Below are 20066 nucleotides of genomic sequence, written 5' to 3' on the forward strand. Positions count from 1 at the left end.
AATTCCTAGCACCAAAATCATAGGTGTTGATGTCTAAACTTTCATCATGCTCCTTGCCATTGTACTTCCAACGTTGGGCTACACTGTTCCCTAATGATGAAGTTCCATGATTATATCCTTTGTGCTTCAAACCAAAAGGATAGTAGTTTTTCTCGTCCAAGATTTCAGTACCGGGGTCGATTGCTCCATTATCATCGGTGTCAGAGCAGTACAACCGAACGTTCCCCAAGTGGTCTCTATTTAAGCCAAAAATAAATTTTGCGGTCGCCTTTTTTCAGTGGACGACCTCCAAAAATGAAAAATTTTGATATGTGATTTTCTTGCAACCCATTCGGACGATAAAGATAACATTATAATTTAATCAGGTAATTCCCACGCAGGTAAAATCCAGTTTTCTCGCTTACTCAAAAGCCTCTGTATTTTCCCTGCTTCCTTTCCACGCTTGGGCTACAACCCTCAAAATGCCCTGCAACACTTTTTTGATGTTTACCATTGATTTTAAGCGGTAAAAAAGCGTTGACAAAAAGGGCGAGGGCAGTAGCCCTTTCCAAAGCTATCTTTACATAATTGGGCATTGTGGTGCAAATATATGAAATACTTATGATGTCTAATTGAGTTAACATAACTTAGGATAAAGACCTTTCTATGAACATCATTGTTCTTTACTTTTTACAGACTTTCTAAGATTGTCTTCTCACTGTAAAGATGAAAATATATGCGGTAGATTTTTTTCAAAGTGTTATTTAATATTCTTTTCTTGCGCAGCGTTCACGGATCATGTTAATAGTTTGTTGCTTATCTAAATAAAATATTTGGTATGTGTGTTTTTCGTATTACAATAAAAACAACATATGAATAGTAAACATCTAAAAACCAATTTACGCTAGGTATACCATTTAATTAATCTAGTCAAATTGATTTAAATTAAATTTAAACCTATATTCTTTAATGGGTTTTACTTTTATATGGAAATTCGGATGAAAAGGATTTATAAGTACGTTGTATTCAATATTATAAACTTCCATTGGTAATCTAGCAGATGGAACTTTTAAAAATAATGATTCCAGATTGTTTAACCATTGGTTCCCGATACTTTGTGTTGTGTACTGTGATGGTATGGCATTCCAATTTGTTGGTAGTGTATTTGACTCTATATAAGGAAGATTTGGTTCATCTATTTGGATATTTAACATGGCAATAACAAAGTTCTTAGTTCCAATTCTTGGTCCATGAATTGAATAAAGCTCCATCATGCAAAGTGATGGTACTGACGAGGTATAAATTACAGGATAAATAGAGTCATTCCACCTCCCCTGAGCTCTTCCATAACTTTTAGCTGTTCTATTAGGTAAATCTTCGTAAATTCTATAAACTATCATCCTATAAATAATTCCCCCATGAAAGGCTATGTAATGCTTTAACCACGCTATCAACTCTATTATTTTTTATTAGTGTGATTGGTTTCTGGTTCCCTAATGCCACATTATCTGTAGATAACCAGTGTTTTAGATCTTCTAGATTACCAAAAATTCTTTTTCCAATTGAAAGTAAATTATCAATTTTATATATGTATTCAGATCTATATCTATCAAGCTTAGAATCTTTTTTTTTCCACCTTGTCACTGTAGAGTTGTCAATATCTAACAGATCTGCGACTTCAGATTGATTATATCCTAGATAAACCATCATTTTATCAATTTCACTGAAATCCAAATGGGAACTCTCATTATATCCGCCACGAGGATCCTTTAGAAATAGATTGCCTAGTTCTGGATCCAATATGTACTCCTTAGATAAGTTATCTTCTGGAATAGTAATGGATATGGCATTTTTATTGTGCTTTTGATCTTTTGTATGTACCATAATATTCTATATTAATTTGCATTTGCAATAATACAAATATGCAAATGCAATATACAAAACATATTCCATGTAAATCATTAATTTTTAGCTTATTGGATAAAATATATTGACTTGGACACATATAAGCCCAAGTTCTTAGCATAAGAAAAATATATTGAAAGAGCGGCAAATTATTCCGTAGAACTAATTGGCGTTTTCATTTAATTATTATTGTTAAAAAACCAATTATAATTAACAACTAGATCATTAATCTTCTGAAGTGTTGTATCATCTAATTCTTCGGTCCCAGGGTTATTTTTGAAATTTATGTAACCATCAAAAATCGAATTTGAAACTGTACGATCGTAAACAAGTGATATGATTTCATCTAGTTGTTTACCTGAAAATTGGTTGCCCCCTATTTCGAGATCGAAAATTTTTGGATTGTTTGCAATATCTAATGTGGTAAGATTATTTCCCTCGACAATTAATCTGTCAATTTCAACATTGTTAGATATATCAATTATTTCCAACAGGTTATTATTAATATAGAGATTCTTTAATTTGGTATTAAAAGATAGGTCAATATCAACTATCTTATTTCCGTATAAATCAATACGTTCAAGGTTGACATTCTTTGAGAAATCAATACCGGTAAGTAAATTTCTGCCTACGTTTATTTCTCCTAAACTTATATTATTCGAAGTTGATAGTTCACTCAATTTGTTATCAGATATGTCAATACGAACTAGGCTTATATTTTTTGAAAGATCCAGTTCCCTAAGCTGATTTTCTCGAAAGGATACCACTTTAAGTGCGGTATTATTTTGAATGTCTATTGATGAAATTTGATTTGTTGCCAACCATAAAAATTCTAGTTCTTTATTTTTTGAAATATCTAAATTCGCTAGCTGATTATCGTGTAGTGATAGATTTTTCAATTCAAGGTTATTTTTAAGATCTAACGTTTCAATTTCATTATATCCAAGTTCTAAACTTTCTAAAAGGGTGTTTTCCGAAGTGTTAAGAGTCGTTAGTTTGCCATAATATAGCTCTAAATTATTGAGTAACTTTAATTTACTCAAGTCAGCTGAAATTAAATTAGTTGAATATGCACCTCCCTCATATGTGCTGTAAAAACGTAATCCTTGAATAGTTTCTAATGGACCACTAATTTCTATAGTATAAAGCCCTGGTAGTTCATAGGTATGTTTAAGTTCATTTACTTCAAATACGTTACCTAGATCAGGATAATATTTCTCAATAGTCCCATCTCCCCAGTCCACTTGATAAACGGAATTTGTCATTGATTCAATAACGATAGATTTAGGTTTACCCCCAATTGTTTCGTCAACCACCAAGCTAAAGAAATCTGTTGAATTTGGAAAGTCTAGATCCAAGTTGTCATATCCGAAATCTTCCTTTGTATAGCCGTCTGTTCCAATATTTTCTGCTTTGGTGACTGTTAACTCCTCATCCTTAACAGTAAAAGATATTGGTAATGAATTTTCTGTTAACTTACCTAGAGAAGCTTTCGCCTGAGGAACCATTGCGATGGCAATTTCATTGACATCTATCAGAATAAACTCAGTCAGACTATATGTTCCTGCTTCGAGCTCCAATTCGCTCGTTACATAATTTTTATCAGTTAGAAGGACGTCGACTTTTTCCCTGTTAAAAACGAGTTCGCCAACGGAGTCTTTAATACTGATTAAAGCGAACCCAGATTTTGAATTATTTGGTCCTTCGTAAACGATTTCATATATTCTTTTAATTGATAAATCTTTTGAAGAGGTAGTTGAAAAATCAAGAGTGAAAGCCTGTCTCCCCTGCCCTTTCTCTTTTTGGATAATTTCAGGTTCAGCCTCTTCAACTGGTGTGGTAATTTCTTCGACGTCTTTATCTTTACTACAAGAAAGAATAATAATAAAAGCTAATAGTAGGTAATGTAATTTATTCATGGTTGGGTAGTATATATGGTTTAGAGGTTGTGAATATAATTGAATTATTCGAGAAATAAAATATCATTCGATGAGATAAGTCCAATATTCTGATAATAATAAATTTGGAATTCACGCTATTTTACTTCTTCTGTGTATCTATTTTGTAGTACCCATTTGCCCAATCGATACTTGGCTTAATCCATTGGTTCAGCGCTTTAAAAATAAAACCGTGTCCCTTTCCAGTGTTGAGTTGTAGTTCTTTGAAATTTACAATTGTACAACTGGAGATATTTTTCCGCTCTATTGCTGAAACCCCATATGGATCCGTTTTTTCATAAATCGTTAAGATGTTTCCACAAAAATTGATTTCTGGGATGTTTCGAATGTCAGATTCTCTAAAAGACGCAATGAAAACAAAATTCAAATCTTGATTTTTTGCCAAAGTGGAAACATATTGTGCAATATAACCACCTTTTGATGTTCCGATTACAGTAATATTATTGGGGTGAACACCTTGATTAATGAGGCTATCAATTTGTCCATTTATTTTAACAGCATAAGTCCTGGCATTTACATTTCCATTCCTTTTCTCACTTAAAACTATAAATCCAGCGTTTTCAAATTTATGGATAATTTCCCTGTACTCAGTTCGTCCAAATTCAAAATGACGATCATTTAAATGATGTGTTTCTAAAAATCGATTATGCAGGAAAAAAATATAACGGTCTTCCCTTGTATTAATACATGCAATAAATGTTGGAAATAATAGAATGCAAACAAGTAGAAATAGTTTCATTAATTTTTTGACTTTCTTCTTCTAAAGATATCAAAATGTTTTTAAAAAATAATATTCATTCACAATAGTTTAAAAGGTATATCATCGCTTCATTTATTTGGTATTTTTCCTCCTTTCAAGACGCAGGATTATTATAATATTTAACCCATGATAAATCTAACCACCTAAGCTTATATCTAAAATGACTATAAGTTGTCATTAATATGTATATTTGGATAAACTAACAAACTCAAAGATGAAAAAAAGCACATTGTTTTTTATTTTAGTCGTGTGTTTCTTGTGGTCAAATGCCCAGAAACAACGCCCCAACCTTAACATTCCGGCAACTCATTATCAAAATCCAATATTTTCTGGAGATTTTCCTGATCCTAGTATTTTAGTGGATGGTGAGGATTATTACATGATACATTCTTCATTTGATTATCATCCTGGACTCACTGTATGGCATTCAAAAGATCTAATTAATTGGTCTATACTCACCAATGCTTTAAAGAAACCTGTGGGTTCAGTATGGGCTCCTGATTTAATTAAACACAAGGATAAATATTATATCTACTTTCCTTCTAACAACACCAATTACGTGATATTTTCTGATAAAATGGAGGGGCCGTGGAGTGACCCTATAGATCTTAAAATTGGAAATATTGACCCTGGTCATGTAGCAGATGAAGATGGTAATCGCTATTTATATTTTCCAAACGGCGGTTATATCCGTTTAACGGATGATGGATTAGCTGTAAAAGGTGAAGAAATACACTCTTATGACGGTTGGCCTATTCCATCGGATTGGATTATTGAATGTTTCTGTATGGAAGGCCCAAAACTTTTTAAACATGGACAGTATTATTACCTTACCGTAGCTCAAGGTGGTACCGCAGGCCCTCCTACTGGGCATATGGTAATCTCTGCACGTTCCAAATCACCATTAGGCCCCTGGGAAAACTCACCTTACAACCCAATTATTAGAACTGAAAATCCAGAAGATCAGTGGGCATCAGTGGGACATGCCACGGTGTTTGAAACTGCCTCGGGCGAACCTTGGATGGTGTTTCACGGGTATGAAAAGGAGCATTATAATTTAGGAAGACAAACCCTACTTTCGCCACTAGAGTGGACCTCAGATGGTTGGTTTAAAATGCCCGAATCCATTTCTATTTCCAAACCAATTAAAAGGCCCACCTCTAAAATCTCTAAAAGCACCTATCAGCTCAGTGATGCATTTGACTCTTCCCAACTTAATCCTAAATGGCATTTTTACGGGGATTTTGACAAGGATCGTTATAAGATACAAAACAGCACCTTAGAATTAAAAGCTAAAGGAAATGGAATAGCCGACAGTTCCCCCCTATTAATCTCGCCAGCGGATCATTCCTATAGTGTTTCAGTAGAATTAGAAATAAAAGGAAATGCCATAGGTGGTTTAGTTTTATTTTATAATGAAAAGTCGGCATCGGGAATATTGGCTGATAAAGCGAATATTCTTGCCAATTTGAGAGGTTGGCAGTTTGAAACGGAAAAAGGTATTATAGATAAAAAAGTACATTTAAAACTGGTGAATAACAATAATATTGTAAATCAATTTTACAGTTTAGATGGAGAAAATTGGAATAAAATTGAAAGTTCCTTGGAGGTCTCAGCCATTCATCATAATGTTCTAAGTGGGTTTTTAAGCTTGCGGATAGGACTAGTATCCATAGGTGAAGGTGAAGTTCATTTTAAAAATTTCAAATATGAAGCATTACCAATGTTAGAGTAATTCTATATTAAAAATTAAGAATTAAAAAAGAGCTTCAAATTGTATATTAATTGAAGCTCTTTTTTAATTTGAATACTTAAAGAAGTAGTCGTGGTGGTTTATGCCACCTTATTTTTCGATAAGTGTTATTTTTTACATAACTTTCGTTTTTCCTGGCATTGGAATTGGGTAATTACCATCCTCTTTTGGTAATGTTGGAGGTGTTGTATCCCAGGTTACTTCTGCAGGCATAATTTGTAATTCAGATTTCAGTGCTTCATCCCAGTTTATAACCTGACCAGAATAAGTTGCCATTCGTCCCATTATAGCGGTCATTGTACTATATGCACCATTTTCTGTATCGCTAATAACGCCTTTGTTACGAATAGATTTGAAAAGATCATCATGTTCCTGTTGATAAGGGTTTGGATCGTTCCTACCTCTATAAGAGAAGATGTCTTCATTGTCATAACCTACAATTCTTGCAGCACCAGCATCATTGGTATCTACTATACCTTTTGTACCTTGAAAATCTTCACCAACTTTTGACCAAGTACCAGGTTGATGCCTACACTGACTAGAGATAATAGCACCGCTAGGATATTTGAATTCTACAAAATGATGATCAAAGATCTCTCCATGCTCAGGACCAGTTCTTACCAATCGTCCTCCCATTCCTTGGGCTGATACTGGATATTCACCGATGAACCAGTTTGCTACATCTATGTTGTGAATGTGTTGTTCTAAGATATGATCTCCACATAACCAGTTAAAGTAATACCAGTTTCTCATTTGGTAATCAAGTTCAGATTGGCCAGGTTTTCTAGGATTTACCCAAACCCCACTACTGTTCCAATATACTTGACCAGAGGTGATTCGTCCAACAGCTCCTTCACGGATTTGTTTTTCAATTTCAATGTAATTCTTTTGGTATCGACGTTGCAAACCAACAACCACATTTAATTTTTTAGCTTTAGCAACTTTAGCCATTTCCAGAACTTTACGTATTCCAGGAATATCTACCGCAACTGGCTTTTCCATGAAAACATGCTTTCCAGCATTTACAGCGTATTCAAAGTGATATGGTCTAAAACCTGGAGGCGTTGTAAGTATAACTACATCCGCTAAATCAATAGCTTTTTTGTAAGCATCAAATCCAACGAATTTATTTTTTTCTTTTACTTTAACCTTTTTAGTTCCTTCAAACTCCTTTTCAAGATGTTTTAAACTTCCATTAAGCCTGTCTTCAAAAGCATCAGCCATGGCGACAAGTTGAACGTTCTCATCTGCTTTAAGCGCTTGATTTGCTGCACCTGTACCTCTTCCGCCACAACCTACTAAGGCTATTTTTAAAGTTTTATCATTTAAAACATTAAACATAGCGTTCATTTCTGTTGCAGGAAGCATCATCCCGGCGGAAAAAAGCGCTGTGCTTTTGACGAAACTCCTTCTAGAACCACTAATGTTTAGTAGTGGTTTTTTATCCGATTTTCTCATAATAAAATAATTAGTATAGTTTTTTTGTAATCGCTAAAACGATATTAGCAATTTAAGGTTAATAATTTATTTTGCTATATAATAGTATCTTAAGTACTATTTGGTAGGGTTACTTTCTCCCCAATATTTTTCATAGTCATCTTTTGAAGGTGGTGTGGGATCCCTAACAATTCTAAATCCAACAAATGGCGCATCTGTATTCCACCATAAACTTTTTGGAAATTGTGGATCTCTCATCCTCCAATTTTCTGTTGATCCATAACGAGAAGCACTTCTCAAATATTCTGCCTGATCGTAGTAAGACCCACCTCTTAATGACCAAGGATATGGATCAGTTGCAACTTCATGTGGATTTTCAGTAACTTTCTTACGCTTACTATAAGCATTTGGAAGGTATTGATCTAAGGTCCATTCTGCAACATTACCATACATATCATATAGTCCCCAAGGATTTGGTTTCTTTTGTCCTATTTTGTGGTAGTGATCATCACTATTATCCATAAACCATGCATACTCTCCTAGTTCAGACGGATCATCTCCAAAATGATAAGCTGTTTGCGATCCTGCTCTAGCGGCATATTCCCATTCTGCTTCGGTTGGAAGTCTGTAGAAATGTCCAGTTTTAGCAGATAACCATTCACAAAATTTAGAAGCGGCTAAAGGTGTTACATTTCCAATAGGAAGACTGTCCCCTTTTCCCATCCCAAGACTCATGTCTACATAAGGTATAGTTGCACCAGCAACAGCGTCAATGTCATGATCAACATCACTGGGTTTATTTGGATTATCCACATTATCTAAAGAGCGTTGCAAGTATAAGTCGTAAAGCTTCCAGGTAATCTCATGAGATGACATCCAAAAAGCATCGAGTTTAACCTTGTGTTGTGGTCCTTCGTCTTCTAATCTTTTGTCTTCTGTCTCTGGGCTCCCCATTAGAAATTCTCCTGCTGGAATTCCTACCATATCTATTGTTAATTCACTTCCGGCAATATTCTGAGTGTAATTTTCTGGTTTTTGTTCTTGTGAGTAGCTATTTAAAGAGTATAGCGCAAGCGATGATAATAATAATCTGAAGGTAATTTTCATTCGTTGAAATGTATGTTATTTACGTTTTGTTAGTTTTTAGAGTTTTTCATGGCTTACTTTTCCATTTGATCTAAAAAATAACAAGGTAACAAAAATTTGATTCTACCCATATTAAAAACAGGAAGTTTCTATGTTAACTTTTTACAAAAAACAATTTAGAACCATTTTGTTATAGTTACAATGTAAGTCCATAAAAAAAGTGTCAAAAGGTTTTATGTTTTGACACTCTTTTTATCGTGTTTATTTTTAAATATCAAAAAATAGAATGACACCATTATTTTACCCAATCACCTTTTTGTTAGTAATAAAAGGTTGATCGTAATGGCGCTGGCCTGTGGCTTTATACAAAGCATTGGCTAGTGCTCCCATTACAGGTGGAAAAGGGGGTTCACCCAGTCCCGTAGGGTGTTCGCTATTGTCAACAAAATGGACTTCTATTTCTTTAGGACTTTCCTTATGTCTAATTAATCGATAACGATCAAAATTGTTTTGAATTGGTGCTCCATCTTTAAAGACTAATCCGCCATACATAGCATTTCCGATTCCATCAACGGTCCCTCCTTCAACCATATTAATTGCTGCAATTGGGTTTACAACAATTCCACAATCGACTATAGCATATACCTTTTTAACTACAGGTTGATCGTTCTCAATGACCATGTCCAAAATATTAGCTACATAGGAATTATGACAATAATATGCGGAAACCCCTCTATAGACTCCTTCGGTAGATTCTCTACCCCAACCTGATTTCTCCCGGGCGAGCTCTAAAACTCCAGCATAACGATTGGGATCGTAATCATTGCTCTCTCCTACAGGGTTATTTTTTGCTCTTTCAAATAGTTCCAATCTAAAATCAATTGGATCTTTTCCAGCTTCTTCAGCAACTTCATCTAAAAATGCTTGTTCCACCCCTGCGATAAAGTTTGAACGTGGGGCTCTAAAGGCACCCACTGTAATATTAGAAGGAACATCCCAAGTTTCAGCTAAGTAATTATCAACTGCCCCTGCTGGAAATCTATTGGCAAATAGTGGACTTTCTGGTATTCCGCCTGCCCTTACGTGAAACCCAACTAAGTTATTGTCTTTATCAAGCGCTGCTCTATATCTTGCGTGATATGCAGGACGATAAGTTCCAAAGGTCATATCATCTTCACGGGTATAAATAAGCTTAATAGGTGATTTTGTCTTTTGAGAAATCACACCTGCCTCGACTACAAAATGGCCATAGAGACGTCGTCCGAAGCCTCCACCTTGCCTTGTCATGTTTAGTTCCACTTTATGCAATGGAAGCCCTAATCTTTCTGCAGCGGATTTCTCCATGAATTCTGGAGTTTGTACGGGTCCACTTAGAATCGCTTTATCAGAAGTTACATCGGCAAAGAAATTCATAGGTTCCATGGTGCTGTGGGATAAGAACGGCGCTGTATAACTACGTTCTATAATCTTTGCTGCATCTTTAAACGCAGTTTCTGGATCACCGTCTTTTCGCGCAATTTTTGAAGCCTTTAGAGACATCGCCTCCATTATTTTATAATGATCTTCACTATTTTCTCTTCCAGCCGGAACATTTTGGGATATGATGTTTTGGCCTGAAAATCCAGTAAAGTTTTCTTGGTAATCTTCAAAAGGCTCCCACTGAGCTTCTATTGCTTTTTTGGCTTGCATTACCTCCCAAGTTGTATTCCCTACAACAACTATTAGTTCTGGAAAAGCATCAACATCAAACATGCTTTTGCCTTTTACACTTTCATAGGTGTTGATAGTGAAAATATCTTTAACCCCAGGCATTGATCGCGCCTTAGCGTCGTCATATGATTTAAGTTTTAATCCAAAGGCTGGTGGAGCGACGATCATCGCAATTAGCATTCCTTCTTGATATTGATCAATTCCAAATAAAGGCTTACCAGTTACTAATTTTAAACCATCAACATTTCTTGTGGAGTTTCCAATTATTTTAAATTCATCGTAGCTTTTGAGTTCTACTTCTTTTGGTACAGGTAGACTTGCAGCTAAAGAAGCCACTTCTCCGTACCCCATAGTTCTGTTTGTTGCCTTATGACTAATAATTCCTCTATCAGTAGTTACTTCGCTAATAGGGACTTCCCACTGTTGGGCTGCTGCTTGCTTTAGCATTTCTCTGGCAGTAGCTCCAGCCATTCGAAGTCCATCCCACCCGTGCATAATTGATTCGCTTCCACCTGCAAGTTGCCGAGTAAATATCGCTGTATTTAGTGGAGCTTGCTCAACAATAACATGGTCCCAGTCGATGTCGAGTTCCTCTGCAACTATCATGGGCATCGATGTTTTTACGTTTTGTCCAATTTCAGGGTTTGGAGACATTATTGTTGCTAGACCATTGTCACCAATCTTGAGATAACCATTTATTTCAAACCATTCTTTTGGCATCTTTGCAACATCCTTCGTGGATGGGTTACACGATGCTAACCAACTAAATCCTACAACGAGCCCACCACTTGCCAAGGCGGATGTTTTAAGGAATGATCTTCTTCCGTATGATGTTTTTATTAAAGTCACAGTTCTTGTTTTTTAAGATTAAGTAGTACAGCTGGTTCAAATTGTAGAGGACGCTGTCTTTATCGCTTTCTTGATTCTAAGGTAAGTACCACAACGACAAATATTGCCATCCATGGCCTGATCAATTTCCTCATCACTTGGATTGGGATTTGCTTTCAAAAGTGCTGAAGCTGACATTATTTGCCCTGCTTGACAGTAACCACATTGAGGAACGTCTTGTTCAAGCCAAGCTTTTTGCACGGGATGATCTCCGTTTTCAGACAGCCCTTCAATGGTAGTGATTTCTTGTTCACCTACTGCTGATACCGGTAACTGGCACGATCGAACTGCGACATCAGAAATATGAATCGTACATGCACCACATTGGGCAATTCCGCATCCAAATTTTGTTCCTACAAGTTTAAAGTGATCTCTGAGTACCCAAAGCATAGGTGTGGAAGGATCCACGTCTACTTGTCGTGACTCCCCGTTGATAGTTAGATTAAATGTAGCCATAATGTTATTTTGGTAAAAGGTACTAAGTTTGAATTAATTACAGAAATTAAATAAAAAATTTTAGCATATTTTTTGCATTTTAATCAACAATTTTATACTAAAAATGGAGGGTGGCTATGTTCGGTGCTTTTTAGTGAATGATAATGCTTATCAATTCTCTTTGATGGCTTTGTGTATTCCTACTTCCGTCAAAAGGAGGCCTGCTAACCTTTGAATTAAGCTAATTAATTGAATTAAAATTTCAAGTAGGATATCTGTTTTGACAATATCCTACTAAATATTAGCTAAATCCTAACTATAATGCAATCAATGCTTGATTTGGAATACTAGCGATTAATCTACTATAGCCTGATAAATTAAAACAGGTAACTTCTGATGATCCTCAGATATTTTAGTTGGGATGACTTGTGTCAAATAGACGACTAACATATCCTCTGAAGGATCAACCCAGTAGCTAGAGTGGTATGCTCCTCCCCATCCATATTCACCAACAGAACCCATTGTTCCACGCGTACCTAATTCCTTTACAATAGAAAAGCCTAATCCAAAACCAGTTCCATTTTCCCATGGGAATTTAATATTAGCAATGTGATCCACTGTCATTAGCTCCACAGACTTACGCGAGAGGATTCTTGTGCCATCCAATTCTCCTTTATTAAGCATCATTTGAAGAAAACGACCATAATCATATACGGTACTTAAAAGTCCAGCACCACCAGAATAACTTACTCGTGGACCTTTTAGATATGCTCCTTGCCCGATCATTGTTCCTGGGTTTGGTGCTTTTTCAATCCCAGTTTCTGTTGCAGAATACACTACCGTAAGTCTATCTTTTTTATCCTTGGGCAGGTAAAAATGTGTATCCTTCATTCCCAAAGGTTGAAATAAGTTTTCACTTAAAAATTCATTAAGATCTTCCCCTGAGACCACCTCAATAAGAGCTCCTAGAATATCAGTAGAATAGCCATAAACGAACCTTTCTCCTGGCTGCGCATCAAAAGGAAGTTTAGCCATTCTTTTTACAGTTTCTAAAATAGGCTCTTTTCTATCAGCAAAGTACCACCCTTGGATCCCAGCTTCCTTCCATTTATCAGCTGCAACCCCATTTCCGTATCCAACACCAGCGGTATGCGTAAGTAAATCTCTAACTGTAATTGCACGATTAGCCGGCTCAATAGTATATCCACCATCCTGATCTGCTACAGCTACAGTTGTTTTATTAAATTCAGGAATATATTTTCCAACTGGTTCAGAAATGGTAAGTAACCCTCTTTCCTGTAAAATCATTATACCAACACTAACAGTAGCTTTGGTTTGCGAGGCAATTCGAAATATATCCGATTTCTCCATTTGATCATTCTGTTCTATATCCCTTTTTCCGAATGCTTTATAATACGCAATTTCACCTTTTCTAGCCACTAGTATAACGGAGCCCGGAAGTGCGTCATCTTCGACGAATCCTTCAAAGGTTTTGGTTAAATAATCAAGTCTTTCGCTGGAGAAGCCAAGTTTTTCAGGTTGTGTTTCAGTAAAAGACTGGGCATAAATATTACTTTGTGATAAGATAGCTAATAGTAATACTAGGGCGTAAAGTTTCTTTTGCAGCTTCATTTTTAATTTAAGTTAATAGTTAGTACCTACAAATTAAACAGTTTTCCCAATTCTATTAAAGTGAATGCACTTATTTATATTGTAAAGACCACTTTTAATTTTAATATTTTTGCCACAATGAGCCATTCACATAAACATTTTAAACTTTTTAAGCCATACGGCTATATAAGCCAATTGTCCAGTAATGATACTAGGCAATTGAAAAAAAAACGATTTTTAAATGAGTTGTATGATTTTGAGTCTGGAATGATGCCAATTGGCCGTCTTGATGAAAAATCAGAAGGACTTTTGTTAATGACTACCGATGGTAAACTAAGCGATCAAATCAATCGTAGCGGAATAGAAAAACAATATTACGCTTTGCTAGATGGTCAAATTACTGATAAATCCATAGATGCTCTATCCAAAGGAGTTCACATTGGTTTAAATGGTGAAAAATATCTTACACAACCCTGTGAAGTTGTATCCATTGACACTCCAAATCTACCAGAAAGGGAAAAGAAAATTCGAGACCAGAGGCATGGCCCGACCTCTTGGATTAGCATCACTATTACGGAGGGTAAATTCAGGCAAGTCCGTAAAATGACTGCTGCAGTAGGACATCCTACTTTACGACTAATAAGAGTGCGGATAGGGGATGTTTATTTAGATTCAATGCAGCCTGGCCAAGTACTCGAGCTTACTTCCACTGCTTTTGCTGCAATCGAACAGCGTTTAAAATAGCTAGAAAAGCCACTCCTACATCTGCAAATACTGCTTCCCACATACTAGCCACACCCCAAGCACCCATAAGAAGAACCATGAGCTTCACTCCAAAGGCTAATGCTATATTTTGCCACACAATATTTCGGGTAGATTTACCGATCTCAATGGCAGTTGCTATTTTTGAAATTTGGTCGGTTTGTATCACAATATCCGCGGTTTCAATAGCAACATCGCTGCCCAAGCCCCCCATGGCAATCCCAACATCACTCATTGCTAATACTGGGGCATCATTGATACCATCTCCAACAAAAGCAACAAAACTTTCAGGATCTTCCTTTAGTTTTTCTACCTCTTTAAGTTTATCCTCTGGAAATAAATCTCCTTTGACCTTTGAGACGTCTAAAGTATTTCCAAGCTCTGAGGTTATGCTTTGTTTATCCCCAGAGAGTATCATCAAATTTGTTATCCCAGTGGCTTTAATTCTTTCAATTCCTGTTTTAGCATCATCCTTCAGCTGATCAGCAATAATGATATGACCAGAATAAACGCCTTCTAATGCCATAAAAACGACGGTTTCAACAATATTTTTCGTCTTTTCAGGAACCCTAACTTGGTGAGTCATCATAAGTTCAAGATTACCTACTAAGGCTTTGTGACCATTCACATAACCACTTAATCCCTGACCCGGAATTTCTTTTACATCCCTAGCCTGGTGAGTCAATTCCACCCTTGGATTGTAATTCAGTATTGCTTTAGCAATTGGATGTGAGGACTGACTCTCTATACTTTTTATGTAGTTTAAAAATTGCGTTTGCTCCATTGTTGGACTAACAACGGATTGAATTTTAAAATTCCCTTTTGTTAAGGTGCCTGTTTTATCCATAGCCAAAGTGTTGACTTTGGTAATAGCATCAAGAAAAGATGCTCCTTTAAAGAGTAGTCCATTTCTAGAAGCAGCCCCAAGCCCTCCAAAATATCCTAAAGGAATCGATACCACCAGGGCACATGGACAAGAAAGCACCAAGAAGATAAGTCCTTTATATAACCAATCTTCAAAAACATAATTATCCACAAACAGGTATGGTAATAGCGTAATGGCCAAGGCAGCAAAAAATACAATTGGTGTATAGATTTTGGCAAATCTTCGAATAAACAGTTCTGTTTTAGACTTTCTAGCACTAGCCTGTTCGACCATTTCTAATATCCGAGCGATTGAACTATCCTGATATTTTTTTGTAGATTCCATTTCGATCACTTGGTCAGTGTTAATATAACCTGCGTATACCTTCTCCCCTCTTCTAATAGTCTTAGGTACGCTTTCCCCAGTGATTGCAGATGTGTTCATGCTAGCCATTTCTGAGTTTAATACTCCGTCTAAGGCTAGCTTCTCTCCTACCTTAATCTGAATTCTAGATCCAACATTCACGTGTTCAGGTTTCATAGCCACGAATTTTAAGCCATCATATACCATAACCGTAGATGAACGTTGGTTTAGTAAGGACCTTATATTTCCTTTAGCCTTTCTAACAGCTGCACCTTGAAATAATTCACCTATGGAGTAAAATAACATAACAGCAACGCCTTCAGGATATTCGCCAATAGCAAAAGCCCCAATGGTAGCCACTGCCATTAAGGTAAATTCGGAAAAGAAGTTTCCTTTTAACAAAAGTAAATATCCTTGTTTTATCACTGGATACCCTACAGGTAGATAGGCAGCTACATACCATAACACCCGTATCCAACCACTGAAAAAACTAGCATTCGTATAATCCAATCCTAGTCCTACCATTAGAAGAATAAAACTAAAAATGGCCGGGAGGTATAATTTATAATTATTTGTAGTATTACTAAGGCTGGGTGATTGATTTTGGGACTCGGATGAAGTTTCACAGCAGGAGCAATCAGTACTATATTGGTTTTTATTTTCCATAATATTCGGTCTTTAAATCTTTCTACAAGGCAAAAATACCCTATATAGACATGCAATGGAATTGCATAATAACTCCTATAATTAAGGTCCAAACTCACTTAAAGGAAACAAATTTAGTCATTGTAAAGGCCATCAGTTGTAAGAGAAAGTGAAAAAATATGTAAAAAGATGTGTGAAATCAGTAATTTAAAATAATTGTTGAAAATCAATAATTTACACTTACAAACGATCGTCCATCAGCTCCTAATGTTCGTTGAAATTCCAATTTTTAACACATCACAATAATCTATTTCAAGAAATTAAGCGTACGTATTACAGAAAACTTATAATAGACGATTATGAAAAAAACAGCTTTAACTTTATTAACCGTTGCACTTTTGGCTTCGTGTGTTTCTAAGAAAAAATATGTAGCATTAGAAAATCAAAACGGTGAACTAAAGAGCCAGCTTCAGAAAACTCAAGTAGAGAATGAGGAGTTGGAAGGTAAATTTGCTGCTATTCAAGAAAGAGTAGATGAATACAATAATAAAATAAGCAGCTTAACGGATGAGAATAATAGCAAAATGGTCACTGTAGGTGATGCAGCTGTTATTTCTGAGAATACCAAGGCAGAGATGAGAAAGACTCTAGCCAATGTAGATCCAGCCCTAGTAAGCCAAGCCACTACATTAAAGGATTCAATGAACTTAGCCATTACACACAATCTTCAAACATCAATGAGCAATACTGATTTGAACGAAGATGAGGATATTGCAATTAACATTGACGAAACTGTGGTAATGATCTCCATTTCTGATAAATTGTTATTCAATACAGCGAGTTACAGAATTAGCAATAAGGCAGATGACATTTTACAAAAATTAGCCGATGTAATTAATTCAGAGCCAAGTATTGAAGTTATGGTTGAGGGTCATACTGATTCAAGAAGCATCCACAATGCTAAAGTTCAAGATAACTGGGATCTTAGTGTATTAAGAGCGACTTCAGTTGTTAGAAAACTTCAGAATGAATTCAATGTTGCACCTGAGAAAATGATTGCGTCAGGGCGTGGTGAGTTCCAACCACTAGTTGGGAATGAAACTCAAGAGGATAGAAGTAAAAATCGAAGAACTCGAATTGTACTTCTTCCAAACATAAACAAGTTCTTTGCCCTAATGGCATCGAATGAGTAAATTTGATTAGCACACACTTTAATCAAAAAGCGTCTGGTCTCAAATGATCAGGCGTTTTTTAATTTAAACATCACTTTAACAATTTTAAAGCGAGCTTAATCCCTGTAGAATACTATTTTTGCATTAAAATTGTTCACATGATGAATATCAAGAATTTTAGAATAGTCAGTATCCTTGAAGGAATTTCTTATTTGTTGCTTTTTGGCGTGACCATGCCTTTGAAATATATGGCAGATATGCCTGAGCCAAATCAAGTTATTGGAATGCTTCACGGTATTCTATTTGTGTTGTATGTTCTTATGGCCGTTGTTCTTCAAAGAAAACACGGTTGGACCTATTCCACCCTAGGGATCATGTTATTTTGTTCTATAGTTCCTTTTGGAACCTTCTGGATGGAAAGAAAATATCTGCGAACCGCTTAAGGTCTAGATTTCTTTTTTGGAAGGTTTTTCTAAACCATAAGAAGTACCTACCCCACTTGCTCAGGCCTTGGCTAAACTTGTGATGGTTGTGGTACTTGTTATTTCAAAAATTTAATATTAAAATTCATGCAAAGTAATTTTAAAGATATTATCAATGTCGATAAACCTGTTCTTATTGATTTTTTCGCAGACTGGTGTGGGCCCTGTCAAACGATGGCACCGATCTTAAAACAGGTGAAAGATCATATGGGAGATCGCATACAAATTATTAAAATTAATGTAGATCAAAATAAAGAATTAGCAGCTCGATTTCAAATCCGAGGAGTGCCTACATTTATGATCTTTAAAAATGGAGCTCATCTTTGGCGTCAATCTGGATTACTGAGTAAGAAGGATCTCATTGATCTATTAGACTCTTATGCTTAGCTTTATTACTTTAAAATATAATAATTTAATTAAAAAATAATAGGCTTTTAAATGCTTTCTCAATCAAATTAGATTGGGGACCACATTTAAAAGCCTTTTTGCCTTTTTATTATGGAGTTCTTTATCTTATCGCATATATAAGCCAAAGACCATAAAAAACACTTACAGGATATAATCAGTACTTACAAAATTAGAAGCCTTACTTCCTAATAGGTCATTTAAAATTCTGTTGTTGTGTTCATTATCTTTTGAAGCGACAAATGTTCTGATGGAGAATGATCTCAAGGCATCGTGTACACTTAAAGTTCCAACAGCAGAATCTTTTCTTCCTGTAAAGGGATACATATCTGGTCCTCTTTGACATGAGCTATTTAAGTTCACGCGACACACCAAATTGACAAGATTGTCAATAAGCGGCGCAAGAGTACTGATATCAGTCCCAAACAGACTCACCTGTTGTCCGTAATTAGAATCTGCCATATCGTTGATTGGCTCATCTATATCATGGAAAGGAACGATTGGAATAACAGGTCCAAATTGTTCTTCTTGGAATACACGCATCTCTTTGGTTACTGGATACAATACCGCAGGGAATATGTAATTGTCCGTGGTTTGTCCACCTTTTTCATTAATTACTTTAGCACCCTTTGCTGTAGCATCATCTATAAGTCCTTGTATGTATGCAGGTTTATCTGGCTCAGGTAGTGGGGTTAAGGTCGCACCTTCCTCCCATGGATTTGCGAATTTTAATTCATCCACTCTTTTTGCAAAACGTGCATTAAATTCCTCTAATACATCTTGATGTACATAAAGTACTTTCAATGCCGTGCAACGTTGACCATTAAATGATAAGGTTCCAGCAATACACTCGTTTATGGCCAAATCTAAATCTGCATTAGGCAAGATTATTCCTGGATTCTTAGCCTCTAGGCCTAATACAAGTCTTAGACGGTTTTTGTGAGGGTGTTGATCTTGAAGTGCAACAGCAGATTTACTATTTCCAATAAGAGCTAAGACATCAACTCTACCTGATCTCATAATTGGTGCAGCAACTTCTCTACCTCTTCCAAAAACAATATTTACCACACCTTTTGGAAAACTAGATCTAAAAGCCTCCATTAAAGGAGTAAGAAGTAATACCCCGTGTTTAGCTGGTTTGAAAATTACAGTATTACCCATCATAATAGCAGGGATCAACAAAGCAAAGGTTTCGTTTAACGGGTAGTTATATGGCCCTAGACAAAGTACGATTCCTAGTGGTCCTCTACGAATATGAGCGTAGATACCATCTCGCTTTTTAAAGTTTGCAGAATCGCGATCCAATTGTTTATAATCCTCAATGGTGTCATAGATGTACTCAACAGTTCTATCAAACTCCTTTTGTGAATCCGCCAAGTTCTTACCGATCTCCCACATGAGTAATTTTACAACTTCGTCTCGTTTTGTAACCATTTGTTTGGCGAATTTCTCCATACAAGCCACGCGTTGTGAGACTTTCATAGTGGGCCAAATTCCTTTACCCTTATCATAGGCTTTTGCTGCAGACTCTAACACTTCGTTAGCTTCTGTCTCACCCATATAAGGTATACTTCCTAAAAGAGTTGGCTGGTACTCCTTAGTAGATGATATGGTGGAATATACTGGAGTTGTTTTTCCAGTCCAGGGTTTAAGGACTCCGTTTGATAAATAGGTTCTATGGTCTATGGGCTGTTTGACCTGAAATTGGTCAGGAATTTTTTGAAATGTTTTGGTTTTGGTTTCCATAGTTTCTTTTTTGTAAATTTTTTCTTTTATGTTAAGTGAAATAGACAATTTAGCCCTAAAGTTCGTAAATACGACGTTAAGATTCAATTATTAATAAAAAAAAG

16 protein-coding genes and 1 pseudogene are annotated in these 20066 nt (G+C 35.9%); 5 read left to right on the forward strand and 12 right to left on the reverse strand.

Annotated features, from left to right (window positions below; all coding sequences use genetic code 11):
- The 5 genes and pseudogenes from I215_RS03475 to I215_RS03495 all read right to left on the reverse strand — a co-directional run.
- Nucleotides 1–229 (reverse strand): annotated as a pseudogene (locus I215_RS03475) (RHS repeat domain-containing protein); the annotation flags it as partial.
- A 676-nt stretch (nucleotides 230–905) separates the two neighbouring features.
- Nucleotides 906–1433 (reverse strand): RES family NAD+ phosphorylase, encoded by a 528-nt coding sequence (locus tag I215_RS03480; RefSeq protein ID WP_162131552.1) that lies wholly within the window; start codon nucleotides 1431–1433, stop codon nucleotides 906–908.
- Entirely contained in the window at nucleotides 1381–1863 is a 483-nt protein-coding gene (locus I215_RS03485) for an antitoxin Xre/MbcA/ParS toxin-binding domain-containing protein (RefSeq protein WP_008990570.1), read from the reverse strand. The genes I215_RS03480 and I215_RS03485 overlap by 53 nt, the downstream gene beginning before the upstream one ends.
- A gap of 200 nt (nucleotides 1864–2063) precedes the next feature.
- Nucleotides 2064–3803, reverse strand: coding sequence for a leucine-rich repeat domain-containing protein (locus tag I215_RS03490; RefSeq protein ID WP_008990571.1), 1740 nt, complete (start codon nucleotides 3801–3803; stop codon nucleotides 2064–2066).
- Between the two features lie 121 nt (nucleotides 3804–3924).
- A complete protein-coding gene (locus tag I215_RS03495; RefSeq protein WP_008990572.1) occupies nucleotides 3925–4581 on the reverse strand; it encodes a hypothetical protein in 657 nt (218 codons plus the stop codon).
- 235 nt (nucleotides 4582–4816) lie between these two features.
- Here I215_RS03495 and I215_RS03500 point away from each other — a divergent pair, with 235 nt between their 5' ends.
- Nucleotides 4817–6337 (forward strand): family 43 glycosylhydrolase, encoded by a 1521-nt coding sequence (locus tag I215_RS03500; protein ID WP_008990573.1) that lies wholly within the window; start codon nucleotides 4817–4819, stop codon nucleotides 6335–6337.
- Nucleotides 6338–6469: 132 nt separating this feature from the next.
- Here the strand turns inward: I215_RS03500 and I215_RS03505 are convergent, their stop codons facing one another.
- The 5 genes from I215_RS03505 to I215_RS03525 all read right to left on the reverse strand — a co-directional run bounded on the left by I215_RS03505 (nucleotide 6470) and on the right by I215_RS03525 (nucleotide 13543).
- Nucleotides 6470–7813: a Gfo/Idh/MocA family protein gene (locus I215_RS03505; protein WP_008990574.1), complete on the reverse strand. Its 1344-nt coding sequence runs from the start codon at nucleotides 7811–7813 to the stop codon at nucleotides 6470–6472.
- A gap of 96 nt (nucleotides 7814–7909) precedes the next feature.
- Complete coding sequence (locus I215_RS03510; RefSeq protein WP_008990575.1) at nucleotides 7910–8899, reverse strand: formylglycine-generating enzyme family protein; 990 nt, start codon at nucleotides 8897–8899, stop codon at nucleotides 7910–7912.
- A gap of 279 nt (nucleotides 8900–9178) precedes the next feature.
- Nucleotides 9179–11437, reverse strand: coding sequence for a xanthine dehydrogenase family protein molybdopterin-binding subunit (locus tag I215_RS03515; RefSeq protein WP_040459803.1), 2259 nt, complete (start codon nucleotides 11435–11437; stop codon nucleotides 9179–9181).
- A gap of 36 nt (nucleotides 11438–11473) precedes the next feature.
- Nucleotides 11474–11932, reverse strand: a complete 459-nt coding sequence (locus tag I215_RS03520; protein ID WP_008990577.1) for a (2Fe-2S)-binding protein — start codon at nucleotides 11930–11932, stop codon at nucleotides 11474–11476.
- Nucleotides 11933–12265: 333 nt separating this feature from the next.
- Entirely contained in the window at nucleotides 12266–13543 is a 1278-nt protein-coding gene (locus tag I215_RS03525) for a serine hydrolase domain-containing protein (protein WP_008990578.1), read from the reverse strand.
- Nucleotides 13544–13660: 117 nt separating this feature from the next.
- On the opposite strand from I215_RS03525, the gene I215_RS03530 reads away from it, so the two are divergent.
- Nucleotides 13661–14266, forward strand: coding sequence for a pseudouridine synthase (locus I215_RS03530; protein WP_051009163.1), 606 nt, complete (start codon nucleotides 13661–13663; stop codon nucleotides 14264–14266).
- Here the strand turns inward: I215_RS03530 and I215_RS03535 are convergent.
- On the reverse strand, nucleotides 14223–16178 hold the full coding sequence (locus I215_RS03535; protein ID WP_008990580.1) for a heavy metal translocating P-type ATPase: 1956 nt from the start codon (nucleotides 16176–16178) through the stop codon (nucleotides 14223–14225). The two genes, I215_RS03530 and I215_RS03535, sit on opposite strands and share 44 nt — an antisense overlap.
- Nucleotides 16179–16516: 338 nt before the next feature.
- Between I215_RS03535 and I215_RS03540 the strand changes: the two genes are divergently transcribed.
- The 3 genes from I215_RS03540 to trxA all read left to right on the forward strand — a co-directional run bounded on the left by I215_RS03540 (nucleotide 16517) and on the right by trxA (nucleotide 18198).
- Nucleotides 16517–17350 carry an OmpA/MotB family protein gene (locus I215_RS03540; RefSeq protein WP_008990581.1) on the forward strand — a complete coding sequence of 278 codons (834 nt, stop codon included), beginning with the start codon at nucleotides 16517–16519 and terminating at the stop codon, nucleotides 17348–17350.
- Nucleotides 17351–17490: 140 nt separating this feature from the next.
- Nucleotides 17491–17772, forward strand: coding sequence for a DUF3817 domain-containing protein (locus tag I215_RS03545; RefSeq protein ID WP_008990582.1), 282 nt, complete (start codon nucleotides 17491–17493; stop codon nucleotides 17770–17772).
- Nucleotides 17773–17898: 126 nt separating this feature from the next.
- Nucleotides 17899–18198 carry a thioredoxin gene (trxA, locus tag I215_RS03550; protein ID WP_008990583.1) on the forward strand — a complete coding sequence of 100 codons (300 nt, stop codon included), beginning with the start codon at nucleotides 17899–17901 and terminating at the stop codon, nucleotides 18196–18198.
- Between the two features lie 162 nt (nucleotides 18199–18360).
- Here the strand turns inward: trxA and I215_RS03555 are convergent, their stop codons facing one another.
- Nucleotides 18361–19962, reverse strand: a complete 1602-nt coding sequence (locus I215_RS03555; RefSeq protein ID WP_008990584.1) for an NADP-dependent glyceraldehyde-3-phosphate dehydrogenase — start codon at nucleotides 19960–19962, stop codon at nucleotides 18361–18363.
- Nucleotides 19963–20066 lie beyond the last annotated feature (104 nt).

The organism is Galbibacter marinus (assembly GCF_000300875.1).
In the GTDB taxonomy this organism is placed as follows: Bacteria; Bacteroidota; Bacteroidia; order Flavobacteriales; family Flavobacteriaceae; genus Galbibacter; species Galbibacter marinus.

Excerpts from the sequence above, each read along its gene's own strand:
- I215_RS03540 (WP_008990581.1), top strand. The coding sequence starts at position 16,517 with ATGAAAAAAACAGCTTTAACTTTATTAACCGTTGCACTTTTGGCTTCG.
- I215_RS03545 (WP_008990582.1), top strand. The coding sequence starts at position 17,491 with ATGAATATCAAGAATTTTAGAATAGTCAGTATCCTTGAAGGAATTTCT.
- I215_RS03555 (WP_008990584.1), bottom strand. The coding sequence starts at position 19,962 with ATGGAAACCAAAACCAAAACATTTCAAAAAATTCCTGACCAATTTCAG.
- I215_RS03485 (WP_008990570.1), bottom strand. The coding sequence starts at position 1,863 with ATGGTACATACAAAAGATCAAAAGCACAATAAAAATGCCATATCCATT.
- I215_RS03505 (WP_008990574.1), bottom strand. The coding sequence starts at position 7,813 with ATGAGAAAATCGGATAAAAAACCACTACTAAACATTAGTGGTTCTAGA.
- I215_RS03495 (WP_008990572.1), bottom strand. The coding sequence starts at position 4,581 with ATGAAACTATTTCTACTTGTTTGCATTCTATTATTTCCAACATTTATT.
- I215_RS03510 (WP_008990575.1), bottom strand. The coding sequence starts at position 8,899 with ATGAAAATTACCTTCAGATTATTATTATCATCGCTTGCGCTATACTCT.
- I215_RS03530 (WP_051009163.1), top strand. The coding sequence starts at position 13,661 with ATGAGCCATTCACATAAACATTTTAAACTTTTTAAGCCATACGGCTAT.
- I215_RS03520 (WP_008990577.1), bottom strand. The coding sequence starts at position 11,932 with ATGGCTACATTTAATCTAACTATCAACGGGGAGTCACGACAAGTAGAC.
- I215_RS03500 (WP_008990573.1), top strand. The coding sequence starts at position 4,817 with ATGAAAAAAAGCACATTGTTTTTTATTTTAGTCGTGTGTTTCTTGTGG.
- I215_RS03525 (WP_008990578.1), bottom strand. The coding sequence starts at position 13,543 with ATGAAGCTGCAAAAGAAACTTTACGCCCTAGTATTACTATTAGCTATC.
- I215_RS03535 (WP_008990580.1), bottom strand. The coding sequence starts at position 16,178 with ATGGAAAATAAAAACCAATATAGTACTGATTGCTCCTGCTGTGAAACT.
- trxA (WP_008990583.1), top strand. The coding sequence starts at position 17,899 with ATGCAAAGTAATTTTAAAGATATTATCAATGTCGATAAACCTGTTCTT.
- I215_RS03490 (WP_008990571.1), bottom strand. The coding sequence starts at position 3,803 with ATGAATAAATTACATTACCTACTATTAGCTTTTATTATTATTCTTTCT.